General features: G+C 54.9%; 29 protein-coding genes. 26 read left to right on the plus strand and 3 right to left on the minus strand.

The features are described 5' to 3' along the window. Positions 1 to 2 precede the first annotated feature (2 nt). A complete protein-coding gene (locus NR114_RS02015; protein WP_256813948.1) occupies positions 3 to 1,109 on the plus strand; it encodes a hypothetical protein in 1,107 nt (368 codons plus the stop codon). Positions 1,110 to 1,160: 51 nt separating this feature from the next. Here the strand turns inward: NR114_RS02015 and NR114_RS02020 are convergent, their stop codons facing one another. Then, complete coding sequence (locus NR114_RS02020; RefSeq protein WP_256824815.1) at positions 1,161 to 2,177, minus strand: phage portal protein; 1,017 nt, start codon at positions 2,175 to 2,177, stop codon at positions 1,161 to 1,163. Next, positions 2,177 to 3,949, minus strand: coding sequence for a terminase ATPase subunit family protein (locus tag NR114_RS02025; RefSeq protein WP_256814038.1), 1,773 nt, complete (start codon positions 3,947 to 3,949; stop codon positions 2,177 to 2,179). Before NR114_RS02025 ends, NR114_RS02020 begins: the two co-directional genes overlap by 1 nt. Positions 3,950 to 4,091: 142 nt before the next feature. Here NR114_RS02025 and NR114_RS02030 point away from each other — a divergent pair, with 142 nt between their 5' ends. The 25 genes from NR114_RS02030 (at position 4,092) to NR114_RS02150 (ending at position 22,268) form a co-directional block, all read left to right on the plus strand. After that, positions 4,092 to 4,907: a GPO family capsid scaffolding protein gene (locus tag NR114_RS02030; protein WP_256813950.1), complete on the plus strand. Its 816-nt coding sequence runs from the start codon at positions 4,092 to 4,094 to the stop codon at positions 4,905 to 4,907. Positions 4,908 to 4,949: 42 nt separating this feature from the next. Beyond that, positions 4,950 to 6,191 carry a phage major capsid protein, P2 family gene (locus tag NR114_RS02035; protein WP_256813951.1) on the plus strand — a complete coding sequence of 414 codons (1,242 nt, stop codon included), beginning with the start codon at positions 4,950 to 4,952 and terminating at the stop codon, positions 6,189 to 6,191. A 2-nt stretch (positions 6,192 to 6,193) separates the two neighbouring features. Continuing rightward, the gene (locus tag NR114_RS02040; RefSeq protein WP_256813952.1) at positions 6,194 to 6,853 is read left to right on the plus strand and encodes a terminase endonuclease subunit; all 660 of its coding nucleotides are present in this window, start codon (positions 6,194 to 6,196) and stop codon (positions 6,851 to 6,853) included. Positions 6,854 to 6,946: 93 nt separating this feature from the next. Next, positions 6,947 to 7,432, plus strand: a complete 486-nt coding sequence (locus NR114_RS02045) for a head completion/stabilization protein (protein WP_256813954.1) — start codon at positions 6,947 to 6,949, stop codon at positions 7,430 to 7,432. After that, positions 7,432 to 7,635: a tail protein X gene (locus NR114_RS02050; protein ID WP_256813956.1), complete on the plus strand. Its 204-nt coding sequence runs from the start codon at positions 7,432 to 7,434 to the stop codon at positions 7,633 to 7,635. The genes NR114_RS02045 and NR114_RS02050 overlap by 1 nt, the downstream gene beginning before the upstream one ends. A gap of 4 nt (positions 7,636 to 7,639) precedes the next feature. Next, the gene (locus tag NR114_RS02055) at positions 7,640 to 7,849 is read left to right on the plus strand and encodes an HP1 family phage holin (RefSeq protein WP_256813957.1); all 210 of its coding nucleotides are present in this window, start codon (positions 7,640 to 7,642) and stop codon (positions 7,847 to 7,849) included. Further along, a complete protein-coding gene (locus tag NR114_RS02060; RefSeq protein ID WP_256813958.1) occupies positions 7,833 to 8,345 on the plus strand; it encodes a lysozyme in 513 nt (170 codons plus the stop codon). The genes NR114_RS02055 and NR114_RS02060 overlap by 17 nt, the downstream gene beginning before the upstream one ends. Next, positions 8,342 to 8,770, plus strand: coding sequence for an Rz-like lysis system protein LysB (lysB, locus tag NR114_RS02065; RefSeq protein WP_256813959.1), 429 nt, complete (start codon positions 8,342 to 8,344; stop codon positions 8,768 to 8,770). Before NR114_RS02060 ends, lysB begins: the two co-directional genes overlap by 4 nt. Next, complete coding sequence (gene lysC / locus NR114_RS02070) at positions 8,661 to 8,894, plus strand: Rz1-like lysis system protein LysC (protein WP_256813960.1); 234 nt, start codon at positions 8,661 to 8,663, stop codon at positions 8,892 to 8,894. Before lysB ends, lysC begins: the two co-directional genes overlap by 110 nt. Next, a complete protein-coding gene (locus NR114_RS02075) occupies positions 8,866 to 9,342 on the plus strand; it encodes a phage tail protein (RefSeq protein ID WP_256813961.1) in 477 nt (158 codons plus the stop codon). Before lysC ends, NR114_RS02075 begins: the two co-directional genes overlap by 29 nt. Beyond that, complete coding sequence (locus NR114_RS02080) at positions 9,329 to 9,775, plus strand: phage virion morphogenesis protein (RefSeq protein WP_256813962.1); 447 nt, start codon at positions 9,329 to 9,331, stop codon at positions 9,773 to 9,775. The genes NR114_RS02075 and NR114_RS02080 overlap by 14 nt, the downstream gene beginning before the upstream one ends. A gap of 72 nt (positions 9,776 to 9,847) precedes the next feature. Continuing rightward, complete coding sequence (locus NR114_RS02085) at positions 9,848 to 10,480, plus strand: phage baseplate assembly protein V (protein WP_256813964.1); 633 nt, start codon at positions 9,848 to 9,850, stop codon at positions 10,478 to 10,480. Further along, positions 10,477 to 10,827: a GPW/gp25 family protein gene (locus NR114_RS02090; RefSeq protein WP_256813965.1), complete on the plus strand. Its 351-nt coding sequence runs from the start codon at positions 10,477 to 10,479 to the stop codon at positions 10,825 to 10,827. Before NR114_RS02085 ends, NR114_RS02090 begins: the two co-directional genes overlap by 4 nt. A gap of 3 nt (positions 10,828 to 10,830) precedes the next feature. Beyond that, a complete protein-coding gene (locus tag NR114_RS02095; RefSeq protein WP_256813966.1) occupies positions 10,831 to 11,739 on the plus strand; it encodes a baseplate assembly protein in 909 nt (302 codons plus the stop codon). After that, the gene (locus tag NR114_RS02100; RefSeq protein WP_176984441.1) at positions 11,732 to 12,265 is read left to right on the plus strand and encodes a phage tail protein I; all 534 of its coding nucleotides are present in this window, start codon (positions 11,732 to 11,734) and stop codon (positions 12,263 to 12,265) included. The genes NR114_RS02095 and NR114_RS02100 overlap by 8 nt, the downstream gene beginning before the upstream one ends. A 9-nt stretch (positions 12,266 to 12,274) precedes the next feature. Next, positions 12,275 to 14,821 carry a phage tail protein gene (locus tag NR114_RS02105; RefSeq protein ID WP_256813967.1) on the plus strand — a complete coding sequence of 849 codons (2,547 nt, stop codon included), beginning with the start codon at positions 12,275 to 12,277 and terminating at the stop codon, positions 14,819 to 14,821. Next, positions 14,821 to 15,249, plus strand: coding sequence for a tail fiber assembly protein (locus tag NR114_RS02110; protein ID WP_256824816.1), 429 nt, complete (start codon positions 14,821 to 14,823; stop codon positions 15,247 to 15,249). Before NR114_RS02105 ends, NR114_RS02110 begins: the two co-directional genes overlap by 1 nt. Positions 15,250 to 15,533: 284 nt before the next feature. Further along, on the plus strand, positions 15,534 to 16,703 hold the full coding sequence (locus NR114_RS02115; RefSeq protein WP_256813969.1) for a phage tail sheath protein: 1,170 nt from the start codon (positions 15,534 to 15,536) through the stop codon (positions 16,701 to 16,703). 14 nt (positions 16,704 to 16,717) lie between these two features. Further along, positions 16,718 to 17,227 carry a phage major tail tube protein gene (locus NR114_RS02120; protein ID WP_128864096.1) on the plus strand — a complete coding sequence of 170 codons (510 nt, stop codon included), beginning with the start codon at positions 16,718 to 16,720 and terminating at the stop codon, positions 17,225 to 17,227. Positions 17,228 to 17,284: 57 nt separating this feature from the next. After that, positions 17,285 to 17,566: a phage tail assembly protein gene (locus tag NR114_RS02125; RefSeq protein ID WP_256813970.1), complete on the plus strand. Its 282-nt coding sequence runs from the start codon at positions 17,285 to 17,287 to the stop codon at positions 17,564 to 17,566. A gap of 32 nt (positions 17,567 to 17,598) precedes the next feature. Further along, on the plus strand, positions 17,599 to 17,721 hold the full coding sequence (locus NR114_RS02130; protein ID WP_037432597.1) for a GpE family phage tail protein: 123 nt from the start codon (positions 17,599 to 17,601) through the stop codon (positions 17,719 to 17,721). Next, positions 17,714 to 20,329, plus strand: coding sequence for a phage tail tape measure protein (locus tag NR114_RS02135; protein ID WP_256813973.1), 2,616 nt, complete (start codon positions 17,714 to 17,716; stop codon positions 20,327 to 20,329). The genes NR114_RS02130 and NR114_RS02135 overlap by 8 nt, the downstream gene beginning before the upstream one ends. A 12-nt stretch (positions 20,330 to 20,341) precedes the next feature. Continuing rightward, positions 20,342 to 20,806, plus strand: coding sequence for a phage tail protein (locus NR114_RS02140; RefSeq protein ID WP_128864098.1), 465 nt, complete (start codon positions 20,342 to 20,344; stop codon positions 20,804 to 20,806). Beyond that, on the plus strand, positions 20,803 to 21,951 hold the full coding sequence (locus NR114_RS02145; RefSeq protein ID WP_256813974.1) for a phage late control D family protein: 1,149 nt from the start codon (positions 20,803 to 20,805) through the stop codon (positions 21,949 to 21,951). The genes NR114_RS02140 and NR114_RS02145 overlap by 4 nt, the downstream gene beginning before the upstream one ends. Positions 21,952 to 22,049: 98 nt before the next feature. Further along, positions 22,050 to 22,268 (plus strand): DNA-binding transcriptional regulator, encoded by a 219-nt coding sequence (locus tag NR114_RS02150; RefSeq protein ID WP_071531438.1) that lies wholly within the window; start codon positions 22,050 to 22,052, stop codon positions 22,266 to 22,268. A gap of 294 nt (positions 22,269 to 22,562) precedes the next feature. On the opposite strand, the gene NR114_RS02155 is transcribed toward NR114_RS02150, so the two are convergent. Further along, positions 22,563 to 24,251, minus strand: coding sequence for an aspartate:alanine antiporter (locus NR114_RS02155; RefSeq protein ID WP_041414378.1), 1,689 nt, complete (start codon positions 24,249 to 24,251; stop codon positions 22,563 to 22,565). Positions 24,252 to 24,645: the final 394 nt, after the last annotated feature.

The following is a 24,645-nucleotide window of genomic DNA, read 5'->3' on the forward strand; positions in this document are numbered from 1 at the left end:
TAATGAAAAAACTAAGTGCAGAACTATCAAAATTCCTAACAAAAGTCATGACAATGGGTGCTGGAACTGCATTGCCAATAGTTATGTCACCAACGGAGTTAGCAAAACTTATAGGTGTTGTTTATAGTGATAATAACTTAGGACACTTAATCGCTCAAAGGTCTAGTTCATTATGGGATGCTATAGCTCCCCCTGAAAATTATTATTATGATATTGACACCACATGGTTCGACCAAGGAGTTGAACTGAGTGGTAATATGCATGTTGAGCTTATGCTGTTTGGTATTGACGATATTCCTGATTTTAAAACTTATTTGCATTGTTTAAGTGAACTTCATAAAAGAAGGAAGAAATACTCAAAAATATTATCAGCACAGCCTTTGCCAGAAATGATACAAATATCTCCGCGGGCGTTAATTGAATTTGGAACGGTTGAGCATCAGGCTTTGGCCTCATGGTTAACTTGGCGAAAATTTTTTTACGATCTTGATAACCGAGCAGCACAAGAAACTGGTTACCTTTTTGAACCAATACTTTCCTATGCACTCGGTGGAGAACAGGTTAGCGCGAGGGGGAAAGCTGTTGTCAGGCAGAACGATCCGACGAAAGGAAGGCAAGTTGACTGTTGGAAAGTACTACCAGACGGTAGGAAGTTAGCCTATGAATTTAAATTAAGAGTTACCATTGCGGCAAGTGGGCAAGGTCGTTTTGGCGAAGAAATTCAATTTGCGATTGATGCAAGATTGTCAGGTGCCACCCCAATATTATTAGTATTAGATCCTACTATGAATCATAGGCTTGATGATTTACAGAAAGCATATCAAGAAAATGGCGGAGTTGTGTATTTAGGTGACGCGGCATGGGAACATCTTGAGGAAGAGTCTGGTGTTATCATGTCTAACTTCATTGATAGATATGTGCATAGCCCGATACAATGTATAAGTAGATACGAGAAAAATAGCTTGGGGACACTTGATTTGTCCAGAAATAATCTGTTGGATTTTAATGCGTCCAATAAAAATGGTAGCTTGATCTTTAAATTCGGAGAGATAGAAAAAATTATACATAGGCATGAAGATGGCAATATCGTTAATAACGATGATGAATAATTTTTAATATGATGATGCATCCTAAAGGTACTTACTTAAGGATGCTTTCAATTACATTGAGTATGTTTTAAACGAAATCACTTTATCATCTAGCCAGTGGTTTGCTTCCTTTATTCTCTCTTGTAGTGGCATTAGTTCATTCCGCACAAAAACTTGACTAGCCTTCTCAACATCCCCAACCCCGCCAGTATTGTTCGGTATAATCCCCATCATCTGAGGTGGCACGCGATGCGCACTTAGCAAATCGTCCCGAGTGGCATTCTTAATATTGAAAAAATCATCTTTGGTAGCGACTTCGCTCAGTGGCAAAATTTTTATGCCATCTGGTTTACCGTTCGGTGCGTACATAAATAAATTGCGGAAGTTGCCTAGTCCTTTAGTGTCTCGCATGGCCTGGCGCATCCTGTCGACGTCGCTGGTGCTCTGCGCCGCGTCGGTCATATACAAAATGTAACCCGCATGTGCGCCGTTTTGATAATACTTGCGGCGGAACAGCGTCGCCGCTTCATTCAGCCAGGCAGAATTCAACGCGCTGAGGTACTCAGGCAGGCCATAAAGCTCTTGGTTTATATCCGGCTCAATCAGATGAAATACGCTCCCTGGCGCAAACTGGTGCGGTTCTTTCCAGTCCTGGACAAACCAATATGTATCCGGTTCAACACCCCGGCGGGTGTATTTTGCCGGGGAACACTGCAGGCGCAATGGTTCGCCGAGTTGGTTTTTTCTGACTTCAAGAAAGGCATTACCAAACACCAGATAATCCAGCGCATAGCGGCTAAATTCCTGCTGACTCAGCATGGGGTGTGGGATGAAGGTAGACGCCAAAATATTACGCTTAACGAACATAGGTGAACTGTGGTGAACGGCGGCCCGCACGCTGCGTGCCAGGCCGTCAAAGCTGATCGGCGGCTCGTACCATTTACCGTTACCGGTGCATTCGATGTAATCCAGAATTTCCCGTTTATCCAGCACGGGTGAAGGCTCTCCAAACGAGAATGCCTCAAAGTCCTGCTCCTGAGTCGCGGGGGTAGGAGAGGAGAGTGCCTTGCGGCCTTTACGCTTACTCATCAGTAAAACTCCAAAATGTTCGGGCTGCTGTGGCCGCTGCCTGCGGTTAGCGGTTCGTTTAACAGGGCGTGCATGATTGCCCACGCGACATCGGCGTGGCTGGCTTCTTCACTGCGGCTGGCGGTGTAGGTGGAGCGTGCGCCGCTGGCGGTCATGGTTTTGCGGATCGCCATAAAGGCGGCGGTGATATCGGTGTGGCTGGTGTCGTATTCCAGGCAACCGCGTCCGATGGTGTCTTTGGCTTTCAGCACCATGGCGGTTTTGATTTCCGGGGTGTATTTGATTTCCCGCGCTGCCGGGAAGAATTCGCGCACCAGTTGGAAAACCCCTTGCCCGACGGTGGTCGCATCAATACCGATGTACTCCACGCAATATTTTTCAGTGAGGTCTGCGATTTTCTGAGCCTGATCGGCAAAGTTCATGCCCTGCCACTGGTGGCGCTCAAGCACACGGAATTTGCCACCGGCCACCATAGGTGGCGCGATGACTGCACATCCGGCGCTGTCGCCGCCGTTAGCCTCTGACGGATCGTAACCAATCCATACCGGGCGATAGCCAAATGGCCGTACGGCGTAAGGGTTGACGTCTTCCCATTCTTCCAGCGTGTCGACCATGCAGCTTTGCAGCTCCGCGAACGGGAACACCGACGCGGTATCATCCACAAATTCGCACATCAACAGGTTTTGATACTCTGATGGGGCGTATTCGAGGGACAACTGATTAAGGTCAAACAGGTTGCAGCCGCCGGTCAGCGCATCTTCCACTGTGACAATCTGTCGCCATTGTCCATCTCCGCACAGTACGCCTTTTGCGAGGTGGCTGTGACTGAGGTCGAGTTGAATGTGGTCGTTCTTGCTGCGACGGCCCTTGTTGAAAAGTTCCCCCGACCAGAACGGGTACGCGGAGTGCGCCAGACTGGATGGCGTGGAAAAGTAGGTTGTGCGCCATTTCTTGTGCAGTGACATCCCGCTGGCGACTTTGCGCAGCTCCTGGAATTTTGGTATCCAAAAATATTCATCCAGATAGAGGTTGCCGGTGTAGCTCTGCGCAGTACGCACGTTGGTGCCGAGAAAAATCAGGCGTGCCCCGTTCGGTAACACCATGGGATCGCCTTTCAGGTCAACCTCGACCAACCGGGCAAAATCAATGATGTAGTTGCGGAAGACATGCGCCTGCGCCTTGCTGGCTGACAGGAAAATCTGATTGCGGCCAGTGGTCAGTGCATCCATTAACGCTTCACGGGCAAAATAAAACGTTGCGCCGATCTGGCGCGATTTCAGGATATTGCGGATGCGGTGTTGCATCCCGGCACGGTGCCAGCCGCGCTGATATTCGAAGCAATCCCCCAGAAAAATATCGTTGAGTTTGGCAATGGCCGCTTCACTGAACAGGTTACGCTCGACGGGCTTGCGTTCGCCTTTGTTGCGGTTGGCGACATTCGGGTTTAAATCCGCCTCATTACCGGTCATTGAATAGCGATTGACCCGCGCCAGCCGTTCAATCTGGCGGCCGAGCAGGTCAATTTCCTTGAAGTCGATCCCCTCCTTTTGCGTTTTCATGATGAGCTGAATTAACCGCGCTTCCATGCTCTGTTCCACGCGGGAAATGGGCGCGATATCGTCCCATTTATCGCGCAGCTTCCAGCTCTGCACGGTCGGTGCCTTGGCATTCAGCGTTTCCGCAATTTGGCGTACAGAGAAGCCCTGCCAGTAGAGCAAGGCAGCCTGGCGGCGCGGATCGCTGATGATGGTTGTCTTCGGTGTCATGTTCATGCTGACAAGGCTACGGAAGCGCAGAGCGACTCGCATTAAGCCCTTGTTGTGCCTCCTGTCTTCCAACTGCAACGCGTTGAGATGTGACGCCATTCCCCTGAAACTGGCCCCGAACCCAACCACCACAACAGGAGCCGTTTACATGGCAAAGAAAGTTTCCAGGTTTTTCCGCATCGGCGTTGAAGGCGACACCGTTGATGGCCGCGAGATCGGCGCGACGGATATTCAGCAGATGGCCGCGACCTACAGCGCGAAGGTGTTCGGCGCACGCATCAATATGGAGCATATCAAGGGGATTCTGCCTGATGGCTATTTCCGCCGTTATGGCGGTGTCGTTGAGCTTAAAGCCGAGAAAATCGACGAGCCAGGCGAACCGCTGTTGCACGGCAAGTGGGCGCTGTATGCCAGTCTGGCCCCCACCACCGATCTGGTGTCGATGGTCGGCGCAGGCCAAAAGGTTTTCACCTCAATGGAGATCCGCCGCGATTTTGCCAAGACCGGCAAAGCCTATCTGGTCGGGCTGGCTGTCACTGATGACCCGGCCAGTCTCGGCACTGACATGCTGGAATTCAGCCGTCGTCACGATGACGTCGAGTTTTCTGCGCCACTGGAAGTGCATTTTGATTTTGAGCCGGCCGCTGACGCGGAATCCTCATTTTCTGCCCGCATCAAGGCGATGTTTAGCCGCAAGCAAGTCTCGGACGATGTGCGTTTTGGTGAGATGGAAGGGGCGGTGATGACCGTGGCCGAGCAGTTGCAGGAAGCGGATACCCGCTTTACCCAGACCATCGATGCGCTCAATGAGCAGGTCGCCGATCTCAAACAGCAGGTGGAAAGAGGCCACAGTGCTTTCAGTGAGCTGAAAACGCAGCTTTCCACCACTGAAAGCTTTAGCCAGCCGCCACGCCCGGAAGCCACTGGCGGCAACGGGGCGCAGGACGTGCTGACCGACTGCTAAGGCAGAAACACCCGACAAAACCGAATAAAAACAGGAATAACCATGCGCAAGCAAACTCGATTGAAATTTAATGCCTTTCTGACCCGCGTAGCCGAGCTTAACGGCGTCGACACTGGCGATCTGGATAAGAAATTCAGCGTAGAGCCGTCTGTCACGCAAACTATCATGACCCGTGTACAGGATTCCTCCGCGTTCCTGACCCGCATCAATATTGTGCCGGTGGCAGAAATGAAGGCGGAAAAGGTTGGCCTCGGCGTCAACGGCTCCATTGCCAGTACCACTGATACCACCGGCGGTGATGAACGTGAAACTGCCGATTTTGCCACGCTGGATACCGAGGGCTATTTCTGCCAGCAGGTGAACTACGATTTCCACATTCGCTATAACACGATTGACCTGTGGGCGCGTTATCAGGACTTTCAGGCTCGTTTGCGTGATGCCATCGTAAAACGCCAATCCCTTGACCGAATGATGATCGGCTTCAACGGCACCCACCGTGCGAAAACCTCCAACCGCATCAAGTTTCCTCTGCTGCAGGACATTGCGCCGGGCTGGCTGCAGAAGTACCGCGACAACGCCCCAGCCCGCGTGATGCACAATGTCACCGACGAGGATGGCACCGTGCTGTCAGAGAAAATCCGCGTGGGAACCGGGGGCGATTACGTCACCCTCGACGCACTGGTGATGGATGCCACCAATACCCTGATTGCACCCTGGTATCAGGAAGATCCGGAACTGGTGGTGATCTGTGGCCGCCAGTTACTGGCCGACAAGTATTTCCCTCTGGTGAATCAGGAACAACCGAACAGTGAAGTGTTGGCCGCTGACCTGATTATCAGCCAAAAACGCATTGGCAACCTGCCCGCCGTGCGCGTGCCGTTCTTCCCGGCCAATGCGCTGATGATCACCCGGCTGGATAACTTGTCTATTTACTGGCAGGAAGATACCCACCGTCGCCATATGGTTGAAAACTCAAAGCGTGACCGCATCGAAAATTACGAATCCATTAACGAGGACTATGTGGTTGAGGATTACGCCTGCGGCACTCTGGTGGAAAACATCGTGTTGCTGCCACCGCCAGACCCAAAGAAAGTGAAGGAGGATGAGGAAGCTAAAGCAAAACTATCTGCTGATGAAGGGCTTAAAAAGCTGGCAGGTGCCATTGTTGAGGCGGTGAAAGGAGTCGCTGCTCCAACCGAATCGATGACGGAGGCCGCTGATGCTGAGGTGAAAGGCCCCGATGCTGCGCCGGTAGACGACAAAGCGGCAAAAGGCGGTAAATAACCATGACCAGCCCTGCCCGCCGTCACCTTATGCGCCAGTCTGCGGTCGAGGCTGCGCAGCGGAAAAATGATCCGCTGCGCCATGCCAACGGCTATGAACTGATGATGCTTAAACTCTATGAAGACAAGCGAAAGCTCAAGCAGGTGCGCTCGCAAGAGCGTAAAGCCGAACTCAAGCGGCAACTGCTGCCGGACTATGGCCCCTGGGTTGCCGGAGTGCTGGCCGAGGGGAACGGTGCGCAGGACGCCATTCTGATGACAGTCATGATCTGGCGACTGGATGCGGGGGATATTCCCGGCGCGCTGGACATTGCCCGTTACGCGTTGCGCTACAAGTTGGCACCGCCGGGCAACTTCACCCGCTCCACGCCGTACCTCATCGCAGAAGTCGTCGCCGAGTCTGCTACCCGCGCCCATGAGGCCGGGGAGGCGGTCAATATCGACCATCTCACGCAGACCATGGAACTCACCGACGCAGAAGACATGCCCGACCAGGTGCGCGCCAAGCTGCACAAAATCACCGGGTACATCTTGCGCGAAACGGGCAGGGCTGAACTGGCGTTAAACCACCTGAAACGTGCGTTGCAGTTGCATAACGGCTGTGGCGTGAAAAAGGACATCGAACGGCTGGAGAGGGCGATCCGTACCGCTGCCAGCCGCTAACAGAACGCGCCCCGCGCCGGGCGGCACGATGGCCGAGACAGGTTTCACATCGTCAACGCCGTCGTCCACCGCCCCCTATTTTTTTGAGGTCACATGAGCACCGTCATTATAAAACCCCGCCCGGACGCGCCCGCCCCGCGACCGGAGGATGAGCCGATCATTAAAAACGTCTTTTTCTTCCCGGATGTCATCCCGGCAGAGGTGCGCGACGTGATGCGCATTGAAGGCACTATCACCGCCCCCCGGCTACGGCTGGCGATTAAAAGCGCGATGGCGGAAGTCAACGCCGAACTGTTCACTTACCGCCGTGACCGTATGGCCGACGGTTATCAGCGGCTGGAGGATGTTCCCGCCGATGAGCTCGACGGCGAAAGCATCCGGGTAAGTGAATACCGCAACGCGGTCAGTACCATGACCACGGCCATTCTGTCGGAGCAATATCGCAGCATGGACACCACCTCCACCGGCGGGCGAAAAGCGGATGTGATCGAAGCATCGATTGATGAGCTGTGGCGTTCGGCGCGTAACGCGATCAGCAATGTGGCCGACCGCGCCCACTGCATCATCGGGTTGTTGTAATGAAAATCTATGCCCTGCAGGGCGACACCGTTGACGAGATTTGCTGGCGTTATTACGGGCGCACTCAAGGCGTGGTTGAACAGGTTTACTCACGGAATGTTGGGCTGGCCGATGCGGGGGCGATATTGCCCCACGGCCAGTCGGTCGAGCTGCCGGACGTGACCGCCGCGCCGCAGCGTGAAACCGTCAACTTATGGGACTGACAACATGGAGAAAATCACATCATGGGTGGCTTACGCCGTGGCGGCCTTCCTCGCCTGGGTGGGTCGATACAGTCCGCAGGATATTGCCTTTATGGTCGGGGCCGCTGTCGGTGTCGGTACCTTTTTTGTTAACTGGTACTACCGTCGCAAAAGCTATCAGTTGCTGAATAAATTAGGCGTTAGCCGGAGAGTATACGATGAGTTCAATCGCTAAACGTTGCACCGTGGCTGCCGTACTGGTGCTGGCTACTTTGCTGCCGCAATACAGCACCCTGCACACATCAGAGCCGGGATTGCGGTTGCTGGCCGATTATGAGGGCTGTCGGCTTTCCCCTTACCAGTGCAGCGCGAACGTGTGGACGAGCGGCATCGGCCACACCGCCGGGGTAGTGCCGGGAAAGGTTATCAGCGAACGCCAGGCCGCCGTCAATCTGGTTGCCGATGTGTACCAGGTTGAACGTGCGATAGGGCGTTGTATGCCTGTCACGATGCCGCAGCCGGTTTATGACGCGGTAGTGTCCTTTGCCTTCAACGTCGGCGTAACGGCGGCGTGTGGCTCCACACTGGCCGGTTTGATCAAGCTGCAGGAATGGCGCAGCGCCTGCCTGCAGTTGCCGCGCTGGGTGTATGTCAACGGGGTTAAAAACAGAGGACTCGAGCGCCGCAGGGCGTCAGAAATGGCCTACTGTCTGACGGGGGCCACACGATGAACCGCATCGCCGTGCTGTTCCTGTTGCTGTCGATGGTTGTCGTCGGTTTGCTCAACCGGAAGGTTGTCGCCCTGGGGGATCGGCTGGATGAAGCGCAGCGGGAAAACGTCAGGATATCGGCGGCGCTGACCGACACCCGCACGGCGATCACCATGTTGCAGGCAGCGGCCAGCCAACTGGCGCAGGAAGAGAAAAGCCTGAGAAATGACCTCAACAATGCACACCGGTTGGCACTGACCCGCGAACAAAAAATACAGAGATTACTGAATGAAAACCAAGTTCTACGCGATTGGCTCAACACTCCTTTGCCTGCTGATGTTGCAAGGCTGCACCAGCGCCCCGGCTTCACCCGTGCCGCAGATTATCTACGTTGGCTGTCCGACGGTGAACCCGTGCCAGATACCGGCCAGCCGTCCGAAGAATAACGGTGACCTGAGCGCTGACATTCGCCAGCTTGAAAATGCCCTGGCGGCCTGTGCCGTGCAGGTCGACACCCTTAAAACCTGTCAGGAACAATACCATGTTAAAACCTCAACAGCTCCGCGCTGAGCTGACAAGCTGCCTTCAATGGCTGCAACGTAATCCCGAAAATTTACAGGTTCGGGTTCAAAGTGGAAATATTGCTTCCACGCTCGCGACCTCGTTGTCGCATGAGTATTGCTATACGCTAAATCTGTTGTTTCTGGATTACACCGGCGATCTGGATTTAATCGTGGTGCCAATACAGGCGTGGCTACGGGAAAACCAACCGGACATTATGGCCACGGCAGAAAAACGCCGCACCGGGTTTACCTTTGCCACCGATTTTAATAACGACGGGTCGTATGATTTCAGCGTGTCGTTGCAGTTAACCGAGCGTGTGGTGGTCAGCGAGCAGGACGGCGGCGCATTGCATGTTAAACACCTGCCGGAACCGCCGTTACCGGAGAACGTCACGCGCCCGCTGCAGCTTTTTGTTCACGGTGAATTGGTGAGTGAATGGTATGAGCGAGCTTAGCCCCTTTGATACCCGGCTGGCTGGACTGATTACCGCGCTGTCGCCGCAGTCCCGCAAGTCGTTGGCCGTCGCCGTGTCCAGGCGGTTACGTGCAAGTCAACAGCAGAACATCAAGCGCCAACAGGCACCAGACGGCACCCCGTATGCCCCGCGTAAAACGCCATTGCGCAATACAAAGCGCCTGCGCGATCGGGCGATGTTTAGCAAGCTGCGCACCGCCCGCTACATGAAAGCCAGGGGCAGCGGCGATGATGCCGTGGTGGAGTTCGTCGGGCGCGTTAAGCGCATGGCCAACGTGCATCATTACGGCCTGCGTGACCGGCCATCACCGCACAGTGCTAATGTGAAATATGAAGCACGCCCGCTGCTGGGATTCAGCCCGGCAGACGTCAAAATGATTGAAACGGCTGTAATAGAACACCTCGCCCGCTAACCCTCTGTTGTGCCTCGGATCGTCCAACTGCCTCATGTTGCCGCCGCTCACTTCGGGCGGCATCCTTTCAGCATGAACAATCAATCCGACATTCTGCGCCTGCTGCGCAACCTGATCCGCATTGGCACCGTGAATGCCGTCGACCTTGAGCGCGGTCTTTGCCGTGTCGATACCGGCGGCAATCTTACAGACTGGCTCAACTGGATGACCTGCCGGGCGGGCCGCGCCCGCATGTGGTGGGCACCGTCCGAAGGTGAACAGGTGTTGGTGTTTGCGCTGGGTGGCGAACTGGACACCGCCTTTGTGCTGCCGGGTGTCTTTTCCGATGACTTCCCGGCCCCGTCGGCGTCGGCGGATGCGCTGCATATTACTTTCCCTGATGGCGCGGTGCTGGAGTATGAATCGGCCACCGGTGCGCTGAGTGTGACCGGCATTAAAACCGCTAACGTGCAGGCGTCAGAGTCGATCACCGCCAGCACCAGGGTGGTGATGGTCAAAGCCGCAAAAAGTATCACCCTCGATACCCCTGAGGTGATCTGCACTAACAAGCTGACCACCGGCACGCTGGAGGTTAAACAAGGCGGCACGATGACCGGCAACATGACACACACCGGCGGCAGCATCACGTCTAACGGTGTAGTGGTGCATACCCATACCCACGGCGGCGTCCAGACCGGCGGCGGCAGCACGGATAAACCGTCATGAACAACGCGAAATACCTCGGCATGAACCGTGGCACGGGACGTGCGTTGACGGACATCGACCATATTCGGCAGTCCGTGGCTGACATTCTGATAACGCCGCAAGGTTCACGTCCTATGCGCCGGGCCTATGGTTCTTTGCTGTCTGCGCTGCTCGACCAGCCGCAGAATGACACGCTGCGCGTGCAAATCATGGCCGCCTGTTACAGCGCGATCCTGGCATGGGAACCCCGCGTAAAGCTGACCGGGATCACCTTTAACACCACCTACGACGGCAAGATGGTGATCGACATCACTGGCATCCGCACCGATACCCCCGGCGCGCTGTCGCTGTCTATTCCTGTGAGCTGAACCATGGCAACGATTAACTTAAGCCTGCTTCCCGCCCCGACAGTGGTCGAGGTGTTGGACTATGAAACGCTGTTGGCTGAACGCAAGGCCACGCTGATTTCACTTTATCCCGAGGCAGAACGGGCGGCCATTAGCCGCACTCTGGCGCTGGAGTCAGAGCCGATCGTGAAGCTGCTGCAGGAGAACGCCTATCGCGAGGTGATTTTACGCCAGCGAATTAACGATGCCGCCAAGGCGGTGATGCTGGCTTACTCCACAGGGGCCGACCTTGACCAGTTCGGCGAGAACTTCAACACCCCGCGTCTGGTGATCATCCCGGAGGATAAAACCACTATCCCGCCGACACCGGCGCTAATGGAATCAGACGACGATTATCGGTTACGCCTGCAGGATGCCTTTGAAGGCATGAGCACTGCCGGTCCGGCCGGTTCTTACCGTTTCCATGCACGCTCTGCCGATGGTCGGGTGGCCGATGTGACCGCCATCAGCCCATCCCCGGCCTGTGTGACCGTGACCGTGTTGTCACGCGACGGTGACGGTACCGCCAGCCCTGAGCTGTTGCAAGTCGTCAGCGTGGCGCTGAACGATGAGGATGTGCGTCCGGTCGCTGATCGGGTGACGGTGCAATCCGCCAAAATTACCCGCTATGCCATCGAGGCCACGTTATACCTCCATCCCGGCCCGGAGGTTGCGCCGATCCTCACGGCGGCCAATGAAAGGCTGCGTGATTACGTGCAGGGTGTGCGCCGGTTAGGGCGCAGTATTCGCCGATCCAGTATGAACGCCGCGTTGACCGTTGAGGGTGTCGAGCATGTAGACATCATCAAACCGGCGGCCGATATCGTGCTGGATAAGACGCAGGCAGGCTATTGCACCGGCTTTAACATTAACCCAGGGCGCGCCGATGAATAACCGATTATTGCCGGTCGGGTCGTCCCCACTTGAAGTGGCCGCCGCCACGGCCTGTGCCGAGCTGGAGCGTTTACCGGTACCGCTGCGCGAACTGTGGAACCCGGCACGCTGCCCGGTGCATTTGCTGCCCTATCTGGCGTGGGCTTTTTCCGTTGACCGATGGGATGAGGCATGGCCGGAGGATGTAAAACGCGGTGTCGTCGCGGCGGCGTTCTTCATCCATCGCCACAAAGGCACCATTGGGGCCGTGCGCCGTGTGGTCGAGCCGCTCGGCTACCTGATTAACGTTGTTGAATGGTTTCACACTGAAGGCGCAGATCCGCCCGGCACCTTTCGGCTGGATATTGGCGTGCTGGAAACCGGCATCACGGAAGAAATGTATTTAGAAATGGAACGGCTGATCGCCGATGCAAAACCCCTGAGCCGCCACCTGATAGGCCTCAATATTCTGCAGGACATCCCCGGCCTGATTTACGTCGGTGCGGCCGTCGTGGACGGCGATGTCATCACCGTTTACCCCGGATAAGAGGAAGTCATGAGCAAGTATAAAGCGATTATTACCACCGCCGGGGCGGCCAAAATTGCCGCCGCGTCGGCAGGCGGTACCCAGTTAAAAATCACCCGTATGGCCGTCGGTGACGGTAACGGCACCTTACCCACACCGAACCCGGCACAGACCAGGCTCATCAATGAGAAATATCGCGCTACCCTCAACGGGTTGACCATTGATAAGTCGATAAAAAATCATATTGTTGCGGAGTTTATTATCCCGGCGAACGTCGGCGGGTTCTGGCTGCGTGAAATGGGGCTGTATGACGATTTCGGCACGCTGATTGCGGTCAGTAATGTGGCCGAAAGCTACAAGCCGAAACTGGAAGAGGGCAGCGGTCGCACGCAGACGTTGCGCATGATCCTGATTGTCAGCAGCGCTGCCGCTATTAGCGTGATTGCCGGGGGCGATACTGTACTGGCTACTAAAGATTTTGTTAATGACGCCATAAAGGAGCATGAGAAAACCCGTAACCATCCGGATGCCAGCACCATCGCTAAAGGGTTGGTGCAACTGAGTAGCGCAACAACCAGTGCAGACGAAACAAAAGCCGCCACGCCGAAGGCCGTTAAGGCCGTTAACGATGCCAGCGCTAAAAAGAGTGCCAATCTGTCAGACCTGACCGACAAATCCGCTGCCCGTGGCAATCTGGCGTTAGGCAGTGCTGCGACGAAAAATGTCGGTGTTGAGGCCGGGCAAGTGATGGCCGTCGGTGCATTTGGGCTGGGAATGGGGTCGCGCCATCGTGAGGATGCTTATTGCAATCAAGGTGAAATTTTCCGCGTAAACAATACGTCAGCGAATGTGCCGGGTAACGGCGTATATGGGGTGATCTCTTTGCCTTGCGATGGCGGCCCGTCTACCGGTTATGTGGGTGTCTCTAACAGCGGTGCGGGTTTCCTGGGGGGCTCAAATTCCACTAACGGCATCAAATGGGCCCGGATTTACACCACGGACTACAAACCAACGGCGGCGGATGTGGGGGCGCTAACTGATGCGCAGGCGGTGCAAAAGTTTGTCCAGCGCTCTATCAAGGTTAACGGCAAACCGTTGTCCGGCGATGTCAATCTGCTTGCGGCTGATGTTAACGCGTGGAATAAAACCGAGGCTGACGGGCGTTTTGTGAAACGAACAGGTGACACGATGGCCGGGACGCTTGTCATTCATAGCGCAACGGTGTTACCTACTCAACCACTGCGAGCAGCGACCGACGTCCCCGCACTCTGGAAGCAGGGGATCAGTTTATCAACGTTGGAGTTTGACGATAAAAATACCAGTAGTTATCCCGCGCAGCCTTATGCAACGTTAGTCAATTTGAGTGTGACTGAACATCGAGGCATCCAATTATTATCAGAAAAGGCGACGAATAATTTTTGGCTGCGTTCGGCAGATGCCAAAAAATACTCAGACTTTGTAAAACTCTACCATACGCAGAATAAACCGACGGCAGCCGATGTAGGGGCGTTAACGGATACGCAAGCCGCGCAGAAATACGTCTTGCGATCGTACAAGGTCAACGGTAAACCACTATCCGGCGACGTCAATCTGTTGGCGGGTGATGTTAATGCCTGGAATAAGTCAGAGGCAGACGGACGTTATTTAATGAAGTCCGGCGGGCAACTGACCGGCACAGTAAAAACCACGGCTGAGATTCAGTCGCTTACCGCTGATAATTATCGCATTGTCTGCGGGGATTACGGGACGTTCTGGCGTAATGATGGCAACAGCATGTATTTAATGCTGACGAATGCAAAAAACCAGTACGGGACGTTTAACGGCCTGCGCCCATTTGCTGTAGATGTGAAAAACGGGAATGTTAACTTTGGCCATATTGTCAGCACAAATAACGATCTGAATGTTGGGAACAACCTCGGCGTCAGCGGACAGGGGTTTATTTTTAAAGGTGGTGTTACATCCTATGAAGGCGGCGGCGAACGTCATCACCAAACCAACGGTCTGTTATTGCGTGGTGCGGGCGATCTGAGAGCTGAAATTTATCATCATGAAACCATTGGGAAGCACCATGCACTTTCGTTTCATGTGGGTAACGGCACCGCTGGTGATGGCTGGTTTGATTTTCGCGCTGGCGGTGATGTGTATATTAATGGCCCCAGTCCAACATTGAATGTTGGGCCTGCTGTTCATGCTGCTGACGGCAATATTATGGGGAGTCGCTGGGGTAATAAATGGCTATGGGATGCGGTGATTGAGCAGGTTAATGGCCGTGTTGACTGGAATTCCTTTAATAATCGCAGTCACATTTCCGGCAATAGAAATGCCTGGTGGTATAAGGACGAATTAACCGGGTATATCCATCAGGGTGGCGTTATCAATCGCGGCGATAACTATCTAAACCGCGTTAATTTTCCACGCGGGTTTACACAGGACTGTTTCGGGGTTCAATTAACACTGGCGGGTCATTGGGGGGACTCATCCGCAAACATGGAAGCGCTAAACGTGGGGCCGGGAGGATTTGACTCTGGTATGAATGGAAATGAACGCATCGCATTTTGGTGGGCGGTCGGGGTTTAATGATGAATTACGGATACAGTGCGAAAACCAATATTTTCTATGTGTTGGAAGATCAGGAAGCCTACGAAACAAATAACAACTGGCCTGATGATGTTAAACCGGTGTCTGTAGAACATTGGGAAAAATACCGCGGGCAATCCCCTGCGGGAAAAATCCGGGCGGCGGATTGCGATGGCTTGCCGTGCTGGATTGACGCTCCACCGTTGAGCCAACAGGAACAGGTGAGCGAAGCGTCACGTAAAAAGAGTTTGCTGATAGTACAAGCCAGCAATGCAATTGCTCCTTTGCAAGATGCGGTTGAATTAGGGATGGCGACCGAGAAGGAGAAGGCGCAGTTGGTCGCATGGAAAACCTGCCGGGTGCTTGCCAACCGTATTCGGCCTGAGGATACGCAGGACATTGACTGGCCGACAGCCCCCGACGCCTAATAAAAAAGCCCGCATCATTATGATATGCGGGCTTTGTGCTTTGCGGCTTTCCCTGATGTTGCCGCGTCTTGTTCATTGACCATACCCCGTCCGGCTAAATTCCGTCCAATTGATTGCGTAGATCAATGCGCCATTATTGATCGACGAAAACGATCGTCATTTCCTCAAAATCGCTCCGGCAGGTATCGCCTGTTGTCTGGCCTGTCTTCCATCACCCACCGCGTGCGGCCTGACGTGCCGGGCGGCATCATGCCTGCACCAACCCACCACGGAGCAAGCTATACATGGCTGACTATCATCACGGCGTGCGTGTTGTCGAAATCAACGACGGCACCCGCGTTATTTCTACTGTTTCGACGGCTATCGTCGGCATGGTGTGCACGGCGGAGGATGCCGACGCGGCCACTTTCCCGCTCAACACGCCGGTGCTGATCACCGACGTGCTGGCCGCCTCCGGCAAGGCCGGTAAAAAAGGCACATTGGCAGCGGCGTTGCTGGCTATCGCTGACCAGTCAAAACCGGCCACGGTGGTTGTGCGCGTAGCCGAAGGAAAAGACGTTAAGGAAACCACCTCAAACATTATCGGCGGCGCTAACGCGGAGGGCCGTTACACCGGCATGAAAGCGCTGTTGTCTGCGCAGGCGGAGTTGGGTGTGAAACCGCGCATCCTCGGCGTGCCGGGTCATGACAATTTGGAAGTGGCGACGGCACTGGCGGGTATCTGCCAGAAACTGCGTGCATTTGGTTATGTCAGCGCCTACGGCTGCAAAACGGTACAGGATGCGATTAAGTACCGCGCCAATTTCAGCCAGCGCGAACTGATGCTGGTCTGGCCGGATTTTGTGAGCTGGAACACCACCACCAACAAAAGCGATATTGCCTATGCCACCGCCCGTGCGCTGGGACTGCGTGCCAAAATCGACACGGAAACCGGTTGGCACAAAACTCTGTCTAACGTCGGTGTGAATGGTGTTACCGGCATCACCGCCAGCGTGTTCTGGGACTTACAAGCGCCGGGTACGGATGCCGACCTGTTAAACCAAGCGTGCGTCACGACGCTGATCCGCAAAGACGGTTTTAAATTCTGGGGTTCGCGCACCTGTTCTGACGATCCGCTGTTCCAGTTCGAAAACTACACCCGCACCGCGCAGGTGTTGGCTGACACCATGGCCGAAGCGCACATGTGGGCGATTGACCGGCCAGTCACGCCGACGCTTATCCGCGACATGATTGATGGCATCAAAGCCAAATTCCGCGAACTGAAATCCGCCGGGCTGATTATCGACGGTGATTGTTGGTATGACGCCAGCGCCAACGATAAAGAAACCCTGAAAGCGGGCAAGCTGTTTATTGATTACGACTACACGCCAGTCCCGCCGCTGGAAGATTTAACCCTGCGTCAGCGTATCACTGACCGCTATCTGGCGACATTCGCCGCGTCCGTGAACCGCTAAGGAAAGGATGAGTTATGGCTCTGCCAAAAAAACTGAAATACCTGAACCTGTTTAACGACGGCTTCAACTACATGGGGATCGTTTCCTCGCTGACGCTGCCGAAGCTCACCCGCAAGCTGGAGAAATACCGGGGCGGCGGTATGAATGGCGCGGCCCCGGTCGATTTTGGGCTGGACGATGACGCGCTGGCGCTGGAATGGAGCATGGGCGGTATTGATGAGCTGGTGCTTAAGCAGTGGGGGGCTGTCGATGCCGTGCCGCTGCGCTTTGCCGGTTCCTTCCAACGTGATGACACCGGCGAGGTGTCCGCTGTGGAAGTGGTCTTGCGTGGCAAGCACAAAGAAATCGACTTTGGCGAATACAAGCAAGGCGAGGACACCGAAACCAAGGTGGCCACTGAATGCACCTATTTCAAGCTGACCGTTGACGGCAAAGAGCTGATCGAAGTCGACACCGTGAACATGGTCGAAAAGGTCAACGGCGTTGACCGCCTGGCAGAACATCGTAAGGCCATCGGCCTGTAATTTTTGTGCCAGCCCGTCGGGCTGGCCGTTCCACGGATCCAAGAGAGAATAACCACCATGAACGAAGCAAAAGAAAACGTTGTCACCCTCGACACCCCGATTCAACGCGGTGAAACCACTATCGCCGATGTGCAGGTAATCAAACCCACCGCGGGCGCATTACGCGGCGTCGGTCTGGCAGCGGTAGCTAATGCGGATGTTGATGCGCTGCTGGTGATCTTGCCGCGTGTCACGTACCCGAGCCTGACCAAAGAAGAATGCGCCCGGCTTGAATTGCCGGACCTGGTGGCACTGGCCGGGAAGGTTGTCGGTTTTTTGTCGCCGAAGTTGGCGGAGTAGCGATTGACGCCCGGCTGGGCGTTGATGACCTGATGGCGGATATCGCAGTGATATTCCACTGGCCGCCATCAGAAATGACCGGTATGACGCTCACGGAGCTGTTGAACTGGCGTCATAAAGCATTGCAACGCAGCGGAGTGAATCACGATGAGTAAAAGCCTGCAGCTTCAGGTCTTGCTGAAAGCCGTAGACCAGGCCACCCGCCCGCTAAAGAGTATCCAACAGGCAAGCAAAACGCTTGCCGGTGATATCAAAACCACGCAGCAAACCCTTAAAGCACTGGACGCACAGGCCGCCCGGATTGATGGCTTTCGTAAGCAACAGGGGCAGCTCGCTGTCACCGGGCAGGCGCTGAAAAAGGCCAAAGCGGAAGCGGCCGCGCTGGCCGTTCAATTCAAGGCGACGGCAAAGCCCACAGCGCAGCAAGCGCGATTACTGGCAGCCTCCAGGCGTGCCGCGACTGAGTTACAAATGAAATACAATGGGCTGCGCCAGTCCGTGCAGCGCCAGCGTGACGCGCTCAATGCTGACGGTATCGCTACCAAGAACCTGAGCACCGAGCAACGCCGGTTAAAAGCCAGTGCCAGCGCAGTCACTGGCGAACTCAACCGCCAGCGGGCCGGACTGGAGCGCCTGAGCAAAAAACAAGAGCAGGTCAACCGCGTCAGTGCACGTTACCGCGCCGGGCAGTCGGCAACTGCAACGGTTCGCAATACCAGTGCTGCAGGGTTGGGCGTGGCTACCGCCGGACTGGTTGCCGAGGGGGCATTTATTGCGCCGGGTGTGCAGTTCGATAAGCAAATGTCAGATACACAGGCCACATTAGGGCTGGCGAAAAACGATAAGCAACTGGCGGCCATTCGCCAGCAGGCGCGTGATATCGGGGCAACTACGGCATTTTCCCCGACGGACGTCGCCCGCACGCAATCGGTGTTAGCGAAATCCGGCTTTAACGGTGATGCCATTCTGAAATCGACCGAATCAACGGTAAATCTGGCGCTGGCTTCCGATCTGGACATCGCCGACGCGGCCGACATCATCACCAACATGCAATCGGCGTTTAACATGCCGATAGACGAGATCCAGCGCGTCGCGGACGTGATGACCAAAGGTTTCACCAGCTCTAACAGCAACCTGATGGATTTTGGCGAAGCGATGAAGTACGTCGCGCCGATCGCCGAGGCGGCCGGGGCCAGTATCGAGGACACCACCGCCTTGCTGGGCGTGTTGGCCGATAACGGCATCAAGGGGTCTATGGCCGGTACGGCGGCCAGTGCGATGTTTACGCGGTTACAGGCGCCAGTAGGGCAGGCGGCTGATGCGTTGTCAGAATTGGGCGTAAAAACCAAAGACGGCAAAGGGAACATGCTGCCGATCGCGAACATCCTCAAGAAAATTAACGGCTCGTTTAAAACCAACAAGCTCGGCACCGCACAGCAGGCCGAATACCTGAAAGTCATTTTCGGCGAAGAAGCGATGAAAGGCGCTATCAAGCTGATTGACGCCGCCGGTAACGGCAAGCTGAGCGAAAAACACAACACAGTCACCCAGTCAAAAGGGGCTACGGCCCAGATTGCCCGAGTGAAGGTGGACAACCTCGACGGCGACCTGAAAAACCTGTTTTCCGCATGGGAAGATGTGCGCATTGAGGTGTTCGACGGCCAAAACTCGGCGCTGCGTAAGCTGGCCGTCTCCGCCACTGAATGGCTGACAAAGGTCGGTGCATGGGCTAAAGCCAACCCGGCGTTGGTCGGCACGTTATCAAAGGTCACCGCAGGCGTAACTGCACTGATTGGCGGACTTGCTGCGCTGGGCCTTATCGCATGGCCGGTGATGGCCGGGGTCAATATGTTGATTGCCGGGGCTGGGTTGCTGGGGACGGTATTCACCACGGTAGGCGCAGGTATTGCTGCCGCATTTACCGCCATTTCATGGCCTGTATTAGCCCTGATTGCTGTCGTTGCTGCCGGTGCTTTGCTGATCCGCAAATATTGGGAGCCTATCAGCGCCTTTATCGGTGGCGTAGCCGAAGGGTTTAAAGCGGCTCTGGCTCCGATTACCGCCGCCTTTGAACCGATGAAACCCGTGTTTGACTGGTTTAGCGAGAAGATTAAAGCGGTTTATAACTGGTTTATGGATTTGTTGGCACCGGTGAAATCGACGCAGGTCGAACTACAGAATGCGGCCGAAGTCGGTAAGAAATTTGGAGAAGCTATCGGAAACGCGCTGAACTGGCCTATGCAGGTGCTCGACAAGCTGGGCGGGAAAGTCGGTTGGTTAGCGAAAAAACTCGGGTTTATGAAGGATGAAACCGCAGAGTTAGACAAAGAAGCGGCAAAGAACAACCCTTACGCAACGGGTGCCGGTGGCCGGGGGTATTCACCCAGCGGCGGGCTAGTAAATACCGGCGCATCGCCGGTGATTAAGGCAGTTCCGCCCGTGGGTCGGCCGGACATACTGCCTGCTCCTGTGGTGAATGTCTCACCTGCCGTCATCGCCCTGGCACCGCCGGTGATGCTACCTGCTACCGAGGTCAACACAGGCAGTGTGCCCCCTGTTGCCCCACTGGCACCCCAGCGCTATGCGCCGGTAATGCGAGGGGCATCATCGGCCTATACCGATAACAGTGTGACGCATAACAAATTTGACGTGGTGATCCCCGCAGGGATGAGCCGGGAAGAAACGTTGCAACTACTGAATGAAGCGCAGGCACGCCAAGAACGTGAGCGACGCGCACGTGCCCGCAGTTCTATGACCAATTAGGCGCAAATTATTATGATGCTGACGTTAGGATTCTTTGTTTTCATGCTGCAAACGCTGCCGTATCAGTCGCTGAACCGCACAGCGGATTATCGCTGGCCGAGCAATGCCCGCGTGGGCCAGCGCCCGGCGTCGCAGTTCTTGGGGCTGGATGATGAAAAAATTACCTTGTCCGGCGTGCTACTGCCGGAAATTACCGGCGGCAGGTGGTCGCTGTTGACGCTGCAACTGATGGCGGAACAGGGGCGGGCATGGCCGCTGATTGAGGGCAGCGGGACGATTTACGGCATGTTTGTGATTGAGTCGATATCGGAAAGCCATTCGGATTTTTTTGCCGATGGCAGCCCGCGCCGCACGGAATTTACCCTCAATTTAAAGCGAGTTGATGAATCTTTGTCTGTTATGTTTGGCGATTTGCGCCAGCAGGCCGGAGAGCTTTACGGCAAAGCAGGGGCAGCTATGGGCGGGCTATTATCATGATCACCAACGTTGCCATGCCTGCCGGGGCATTGATTGCCCCGGACTTCTCTTTGTCGCTGCAGGAAAAAGACATCACGAAAAACATTCGTAAGCGGCTTATTTCTCTATCACTGACGGATAACCGGGGTTTTGAGGCTGACCAGCTTGATATTGAGCTGGACGACAGCGACGGCCTGATGGTGATGCCGCAGCGTAATGCGGTGCTTGCGTTGTCGCTAGGCTGGAAGGGGGCAGCGCTGACGCCGAAAGGGCTGTTTACCGTGGATGAGGTCGAGCACCACGGGTCACCGGACACATTGACCATTCGTGCCCGGAGTGCGGATTTTCGCGGGTCGCTCAATACCCGTCGGGATGAGTCCTACCATGACACCACGCTGAGCCATATCGTGCAGAAGGTGGCTGCGCGAAATGCGCTTAAAGCCACGCTGGCCGCCGGATTGAGCACTATTAAAGTGAGTCACATCGACCAGACGCAGGAAACTGACGTGGCCTTTCTTACCCGCTTAGCCTCGCTCAATGGTGCGGTGGCCGTGGTTAAGAATGGCAGTCTGCTGTTTATGCGGCCGGGCAACGGCACAACAGTGAACGGCAAGCCACTGCCGGTGTTTACCCTCACGCGACAGGATGGCGATCAGCACAGTTTCAGTATTGCCGATCGGGACGCTTACACCGGGGTAACGGCGAGTTGGCTCAATACCAGGCAGCCAAAGCCTCAGAAAGTTAAATTGCAGCGTAAGCCGAAAGAACAACATTTACGGGCCCTGGAGCATCCCAAAGCCAAGCCGGCCACCCATAAAAAACCGGGTAAACCGGAAGAGGAAAAAAAAGGGGAATATCTGGTAGGGGCCGAAGATAACGTGTTTGTGATCCCCAGGGTCTACGCAAACAAGGCCGCCGCCATGCGGGCCGCACAAGCCAAATGGGAAAAGTTACAACGCGGTGTGGCGGAGTTCTCGCTGTCGCTCGCCATGGGTCGGGCTAACATCACGCCGGAAACGCCGGTTAGGGTTAGCGGGTTTAAAGCGGTGATTGACGCACAGGACTGGATAGTGAGCAAAGCCACGCACAGCCTGAGCAATAGCGGTTTTACCACTGCGTTAGAGTTTGAGGTTTTGCTTTCAGATGTGACTTATGAAGTCTCGTAATGTGAATTATTTTTTGTAAATTCACTTAAAGGTTGTTTTGTTCTCGATCGTGGAGGGTATTATCGCGGCAATTGAGAGATTAAGAATGGGATATCAATATGATGCATTGCCCGCTTTGCCGAACTGCCGCCCATGCCCGCACAAGCCGCTATCTGAGTGAGAACACCAAAGAGCGTTACCATCAGTGCCAAAACATAAACTGTAGTTGCACTTTCGTGACGCTAGAATCTATCCAGCGGCAGATCGTGTCGCCGGGTAAAATTGATATTGCGCCACCGCATCCCACCAGGAGCAATCAAGGTTCACTCTGGATTTAACAAGAAGCCTGCGAAAGCAGGTTTTTTTGTGCCTGTAAATCGGCTGCCGCCATTTTGTCGCCATTGGGTAAAGTGCGTGATTTCAATGCGCTGTTTTAAAAGAGTATTTTTTAAAGGCAACAAAAAACCCGATAGTCTTGAACCTAAAAAGGCGGGACTAACGGGCTCCACAAAATGGGGACATCAAAGAAAAGCAGTGGCACTAATTCAGACTACCCCCGGCAAGGAAAGTTCTCACCGGGGATAAAAATTTCAAAATATTTTTGCCACTGATTCATCTTCATTGCTTATCGTTTAGCCGAGGATCCCCGGCCACAACACCACAATCAGCGAACCGGCCAGGGTTAACAATACGTTAGCGATAGCATAGGTACCGGCATAGCCCAGGGCAGGGATATTGCTGCGTGCGGTGTCGCTGATAATCTCCATCGCCGGCGCACAGGTGCGGGCCCCCATAATGGCGCCAAACAGCAGGGCACGGTTCATGCGCAGCACATAAGCGCCAAACAAGAAGCAGATCACCACCGGCACCAGGCTGACGATCAGTCCGGCGATCAGCATCTGGCCGCCAACGGCACCCAGGCTGTGGCCAATACCCGCACCGGCGCTCAGGCCAACACCGGCCATAAACACCATCAGACCGAACTCTTTCACCATATTCAACGCGCCCTGCGGAATGTAGCCAAAGGTCGGGTGGTTGGCACGCAGGAAGCCGAGCATGATGCCGGACATCAGCAAGCCGGCGGCGTTACCGATGCCGAACGAGAAGTTGCTGAACTGGATGGTGATCTGGCCAATCAACAGCCCGATGATAAAGAAGGCGCAGAATGCCAACAGGTCGGTGACCTGACTGTGGATCGAGATAAAGCCAATCTTCTCCGCCACGCTTTTCACCCGGCGAGCGTCGCCGCTGACCTGCAGTACATCGCCTTTGTTGAGCACGATACTGTCGTCGATAGGCATTTCAATCTGGCTACGGATCACCCGGTTGAGGAAGCAGCCATGATCGGTCAGCTTCAGCTGGCTCAGGCGCTTGTTCACCGCATTGCTGTTCTTGACCACAATCTCTTCGGTGACGATGCGCATGTCCAGCAGATCGCGGTCGAAGACCTCTTTGCCGTTGCGGAAGCTGGGATCCAGCCGTGCATGGGCATCGGGGTAGCCAACCAGCGAGATTTCATCGCCTACCTGTAGCACCGCGTCACCGTCCGGGTTCGCCAAAATACCGTTACGACGAATGCGTTCGATATAGCAGCCGGTCTGGCGATAGATGCCCAGTTCGCGCAGGTTTTTGCCATCGGCCCAGGCCACCAGCTCCGGTCCCACGCGGTAAGCGCGGATAACCGGCAAATAAACCTTGCGTTGGCTGTCCGTGTCCAGGCCACGTTCGCGGGCAATTTGCTGAGCGGAGGTGGAAAGGTCCTGGTGTTGCAGCTTAGGCAGGTAACGTGCGCCGAAAATCAGACTCACCAGGCCAATCAGGTAGGTCAGGGCATAGCCGAGGCTCAGATGATCCTGTGCCGCCAGCAGCGCCGGGCCGTTGGTGATGGTATTGCGCAGCGTATCGCCGGCGCCTACCAGGACTGGGGTAGAGGTCATGGATCCGGCGAGCATGCCGGCGGTCAGGCCAATATCCCAGTGGAAAAGTTTGCCGAGACCGATGGCGATCACCATCGCGGAACCGACCATTACCAGCGCCAGCATCAGGTAATTTTTACCGTCGCGGAAAAATATCGAGAAAAAGTTGGGCCCGGCTTCCACGCCAACGCAGAAAATAAACAGCATAAAGCCGAGATTTAGCGCTTCGGTGTTAATGGCGAAATGTTGTTGGCCAAGCAGCAGCGAAACCACCAAAACGCCAATGGAATTACCGAGTTGAACGGAGCCCAGACGGACTTTACCGAGGCACAGCCCCAGTGCGAGTACCACGAACAGTAACAGGATGTAGTTACCGTTTAACAAACTAGCGACGTTTATGTTCACGGAGGATAACTTATTGTTTACCAGTAAGTGCTTGATATAGATAACTATAAGATATAAATTCAGTCAAAAATCGACGTCATAAATAACTAACCAGCGGAAGGCGATTCGAACCATCGATCGGCGGCGTTTATTCTAGTCGCTATGGCGCATGACAGCCAGCATAAAGCTGAGTTCCTGCGCCGCCGAACGCATTTTTACCCGTTGTATTTCAAGCCGCAACGCCGTCGTCTGCAGCCAGAGACGTGCTCTGCCCAACGGCATAGCCGCCGGGGCCGAGGATACGCAGCCTGAAATTTAGCGGGATAGCTCTCTTTTAGTAGCCAAGGAAAAAGTTCAGTTCAGCGTTGCCGTTCTACGGCAAGGCGTCACCGGCTTTGTGACACGGCTGATTTCT

It is taken from the genome of Serratia sp. Ser99 (genome assembly GCF_024519545.1).
In the GTDB taxonomy this organism is placed as follows: domain Bacteria; phylum Pseudomonadota; class Gammaproteobacteria; order Enterobacterales; family Enterobacteriaceae; genus Serratia; species Serratia liquefaciens.

What these genes read in the sequence shown, in the direction of transcription:
- NR114_RS02015 (WP_256813948.1), top strand. Translation starts at nt 3, where the DNA reads ATGAAAAAACTAAGTGCAGAACTATCAAAATTCCTAACAAAAGTCATG.
- NR114_RS02020 (WP_256824815.1), bottom strand. Translation starts at nt 2,177, where the DNA reads ATGAGTAAGCGTAAAGGCCGCAAGGCACTCTCCTCTCCTACCCCCGCG.
- NR114_RS02025 (WP_256814038.1), bottom strand. Translation starts at nt 3,949, where the DNA reads ATGAACATGACACCGAAGACAACCATCATCAGCGATCCGCGCCGCCAG.
- NR114_RS02030 (WP_256813950.1), top strand. Translation starts at nt 4,092, where the DNA reads ATGGCAAAGAAAGTTTCCAGGTTTTTCCGCATCGGCGTTGAAGGCGAC.
- NR114_RS02035 (WP_256813951.1), top strand. Translation starts at nt 4,950, where the DNA reads ATGCGCAAGCAAACTCGATTGAAATTTAATGCCTTTCTGACCCGCGTA.
- NR114_RS02040 (WP_256813952.1), top strand. Translation starts at nt 6,194, where the DNA reads ATGACCAGCCCTGCCCGCCGTCACCTTATGCGCCAGTCTGCGGTCGAG.
- NR114_RS02045 (WP_256813954.1), top strand. Translation starts at nt 6,947, where the DNA reads ATGAGCACCGTCATTATAAAACCCCGCCCGGACGCGCCCGCCCCGCGA.
- NR114_RS02050 (WP_256813956.1), top strand. Translation starts at nt 7,432, where the DNA reads ATGAAAATCTATGCCCTGCAGGGCGACACCGTTGACGAGATTTGCTGG.
- NR114_RS02055 (WP_256813957.1), top strand. Translation starts at nt 7,640, where the DNA reads ATGGAGAAAATCACATCATGGGTGGCTTACGCCGTGGCGGCCTTCCTC.
- NR114_RS02060 (WP_256813958.1), top strand. Translation starts at nt 7,833, where the DNA reads ATGAGTTCAATCGCTAAACGTTGCACCGTGGCTGCCGTACTGGTGCTG.
- lysB (WP_256813959.1), top strand. Translation starts at nt 8,342, where the DNA reads ATGAACCGCATCGCCGTGCTGTTCCTGTTGCTGTCGATGGTTGTCGTC.
- lysC (WP_256813960.1), top strand. Translation starts at nt 8,661, where the DNA reads ATGTTGCAAGGCTGCACCAGCGCCCCGGCTTCACCCGTGCCGCAGATT.
- NR114_RS02075 (WP_256813961.1), top strand. Translation starts at nt 8,866, where the DNA reads ATGTTAAAACCTCAACAGCTCCGCGCTGAGCTGACAAGCTGCCTTCAA.
- NR114_RS02080 (WP_256813962.1), top strand. Translation starts at nt 9,329, where the DNA reads ATGAGCGAGCTTAGCCCCTTTGATACCCGGCTGGCTGGACTGATTACC.
- NR114_RS02085 (WP_256813964.1), top strand. Translation starts at nt 9,848, where the DNA reads ATGAACAATCAATCCGACATTCTGCGCCTGCTGCGCAACCTGATCCGC.
- NR114_RS02090 (WP_256813965.1), top strand. Translation starts at nt 10,477, where the DNA reads ATGAACAACGCGAAATACCTCGGCATGAACCGTGGCACGGGACGTGCG.
- NR114_RS02095 (WP_256813966.1), top strand. Translation starts at nt 10,831, where the DNA reads ATGGCAACGATTAACTTAAGCCTGCTTCCCGCCCCGACAGTGGTCGAG.
- NR114_RS02100 (WP_176984441.1), top strand. Translation starts at nt 11,732, where the DNA reads ATGAATAACCGATTATTGCCGGTCGGGTCGTCCCCACTTGAAGTGGCC.
- NR114_RS02105 (WP_256813967.1), top strand. Translation starts at nt 12,275, where the DNA reads ATGAGCAAGTATAAAGCGATTATTACCACCGCCGGGGCGGCCAAAATT.
- NR114_RS02110 (WP_256824816.1), top strand. Translation starts at nt 14,821, where the DNA reads ATGATGAATTACGGATACAGTGCGAAAACCAATATTTTCTATGTGTTG.
- NR114_RS02115 (WP_256813969.1), top strand. Translation starts at nt 15,534, where the DNA reads ATGGCTGACTATCATCACGGCGTGCGTGTTGTCGAAATCAACGACGGC.
- NR114_RS02120 (WP_128864096.1), top strand. Translation starts at nt 16,718, where the DNA reads ATGGCTCTGCCAAAAAAACTGAAATACCTGAACCTGTTTAACGACGGC.
- NR114_RS02125 (WP_256813970.1), top strand. Translation starts at nt 17,285, where the DNA reads ATGAACGAAGCAAAAGAAAACGTTGTCACCCTCGACACCCCGATTCAA.
- NR114_RS02130 (WP_037432597.1), top strand. Translation starts at nt 17,599, where the DNA reads ATGGCGGATATCGCAGTGATATTCCACTGGCCGCCATCAGAAATGACC.
- NR114_RS02135 (WP_256813973.1), top strand. Translation starts at nt 17,714, where the DNA reads ATGAGTAAAAGCCTGCAGCTTCAGGTCTTGCTGAAAGCCGTAGACCAG.
- NR114_RS02140 (WP_128864098.1), top strand. Translation starts at nt 20,342, where the DNA reads ATGATGCTGACGTTAGGATTCTTTGTTTTCATGCTGCAAACGCTGCCG.
- NR114_RS02145 (WP_256813974.1), top strand. Translation starts at nt 20,803, where the DNA reads ATGATCACCAACGTTGCCATGCCTGCCGGGGCATTGATTGCCCCGGAC.
- NR114_RS02150 (WP_071531438.1), top strand. Translation starts at nt 22,050, where the DNA reads ATGATGCATTGCCCGCTTTGCCGAACTGCCGCCCATGCCCGCACAAGC.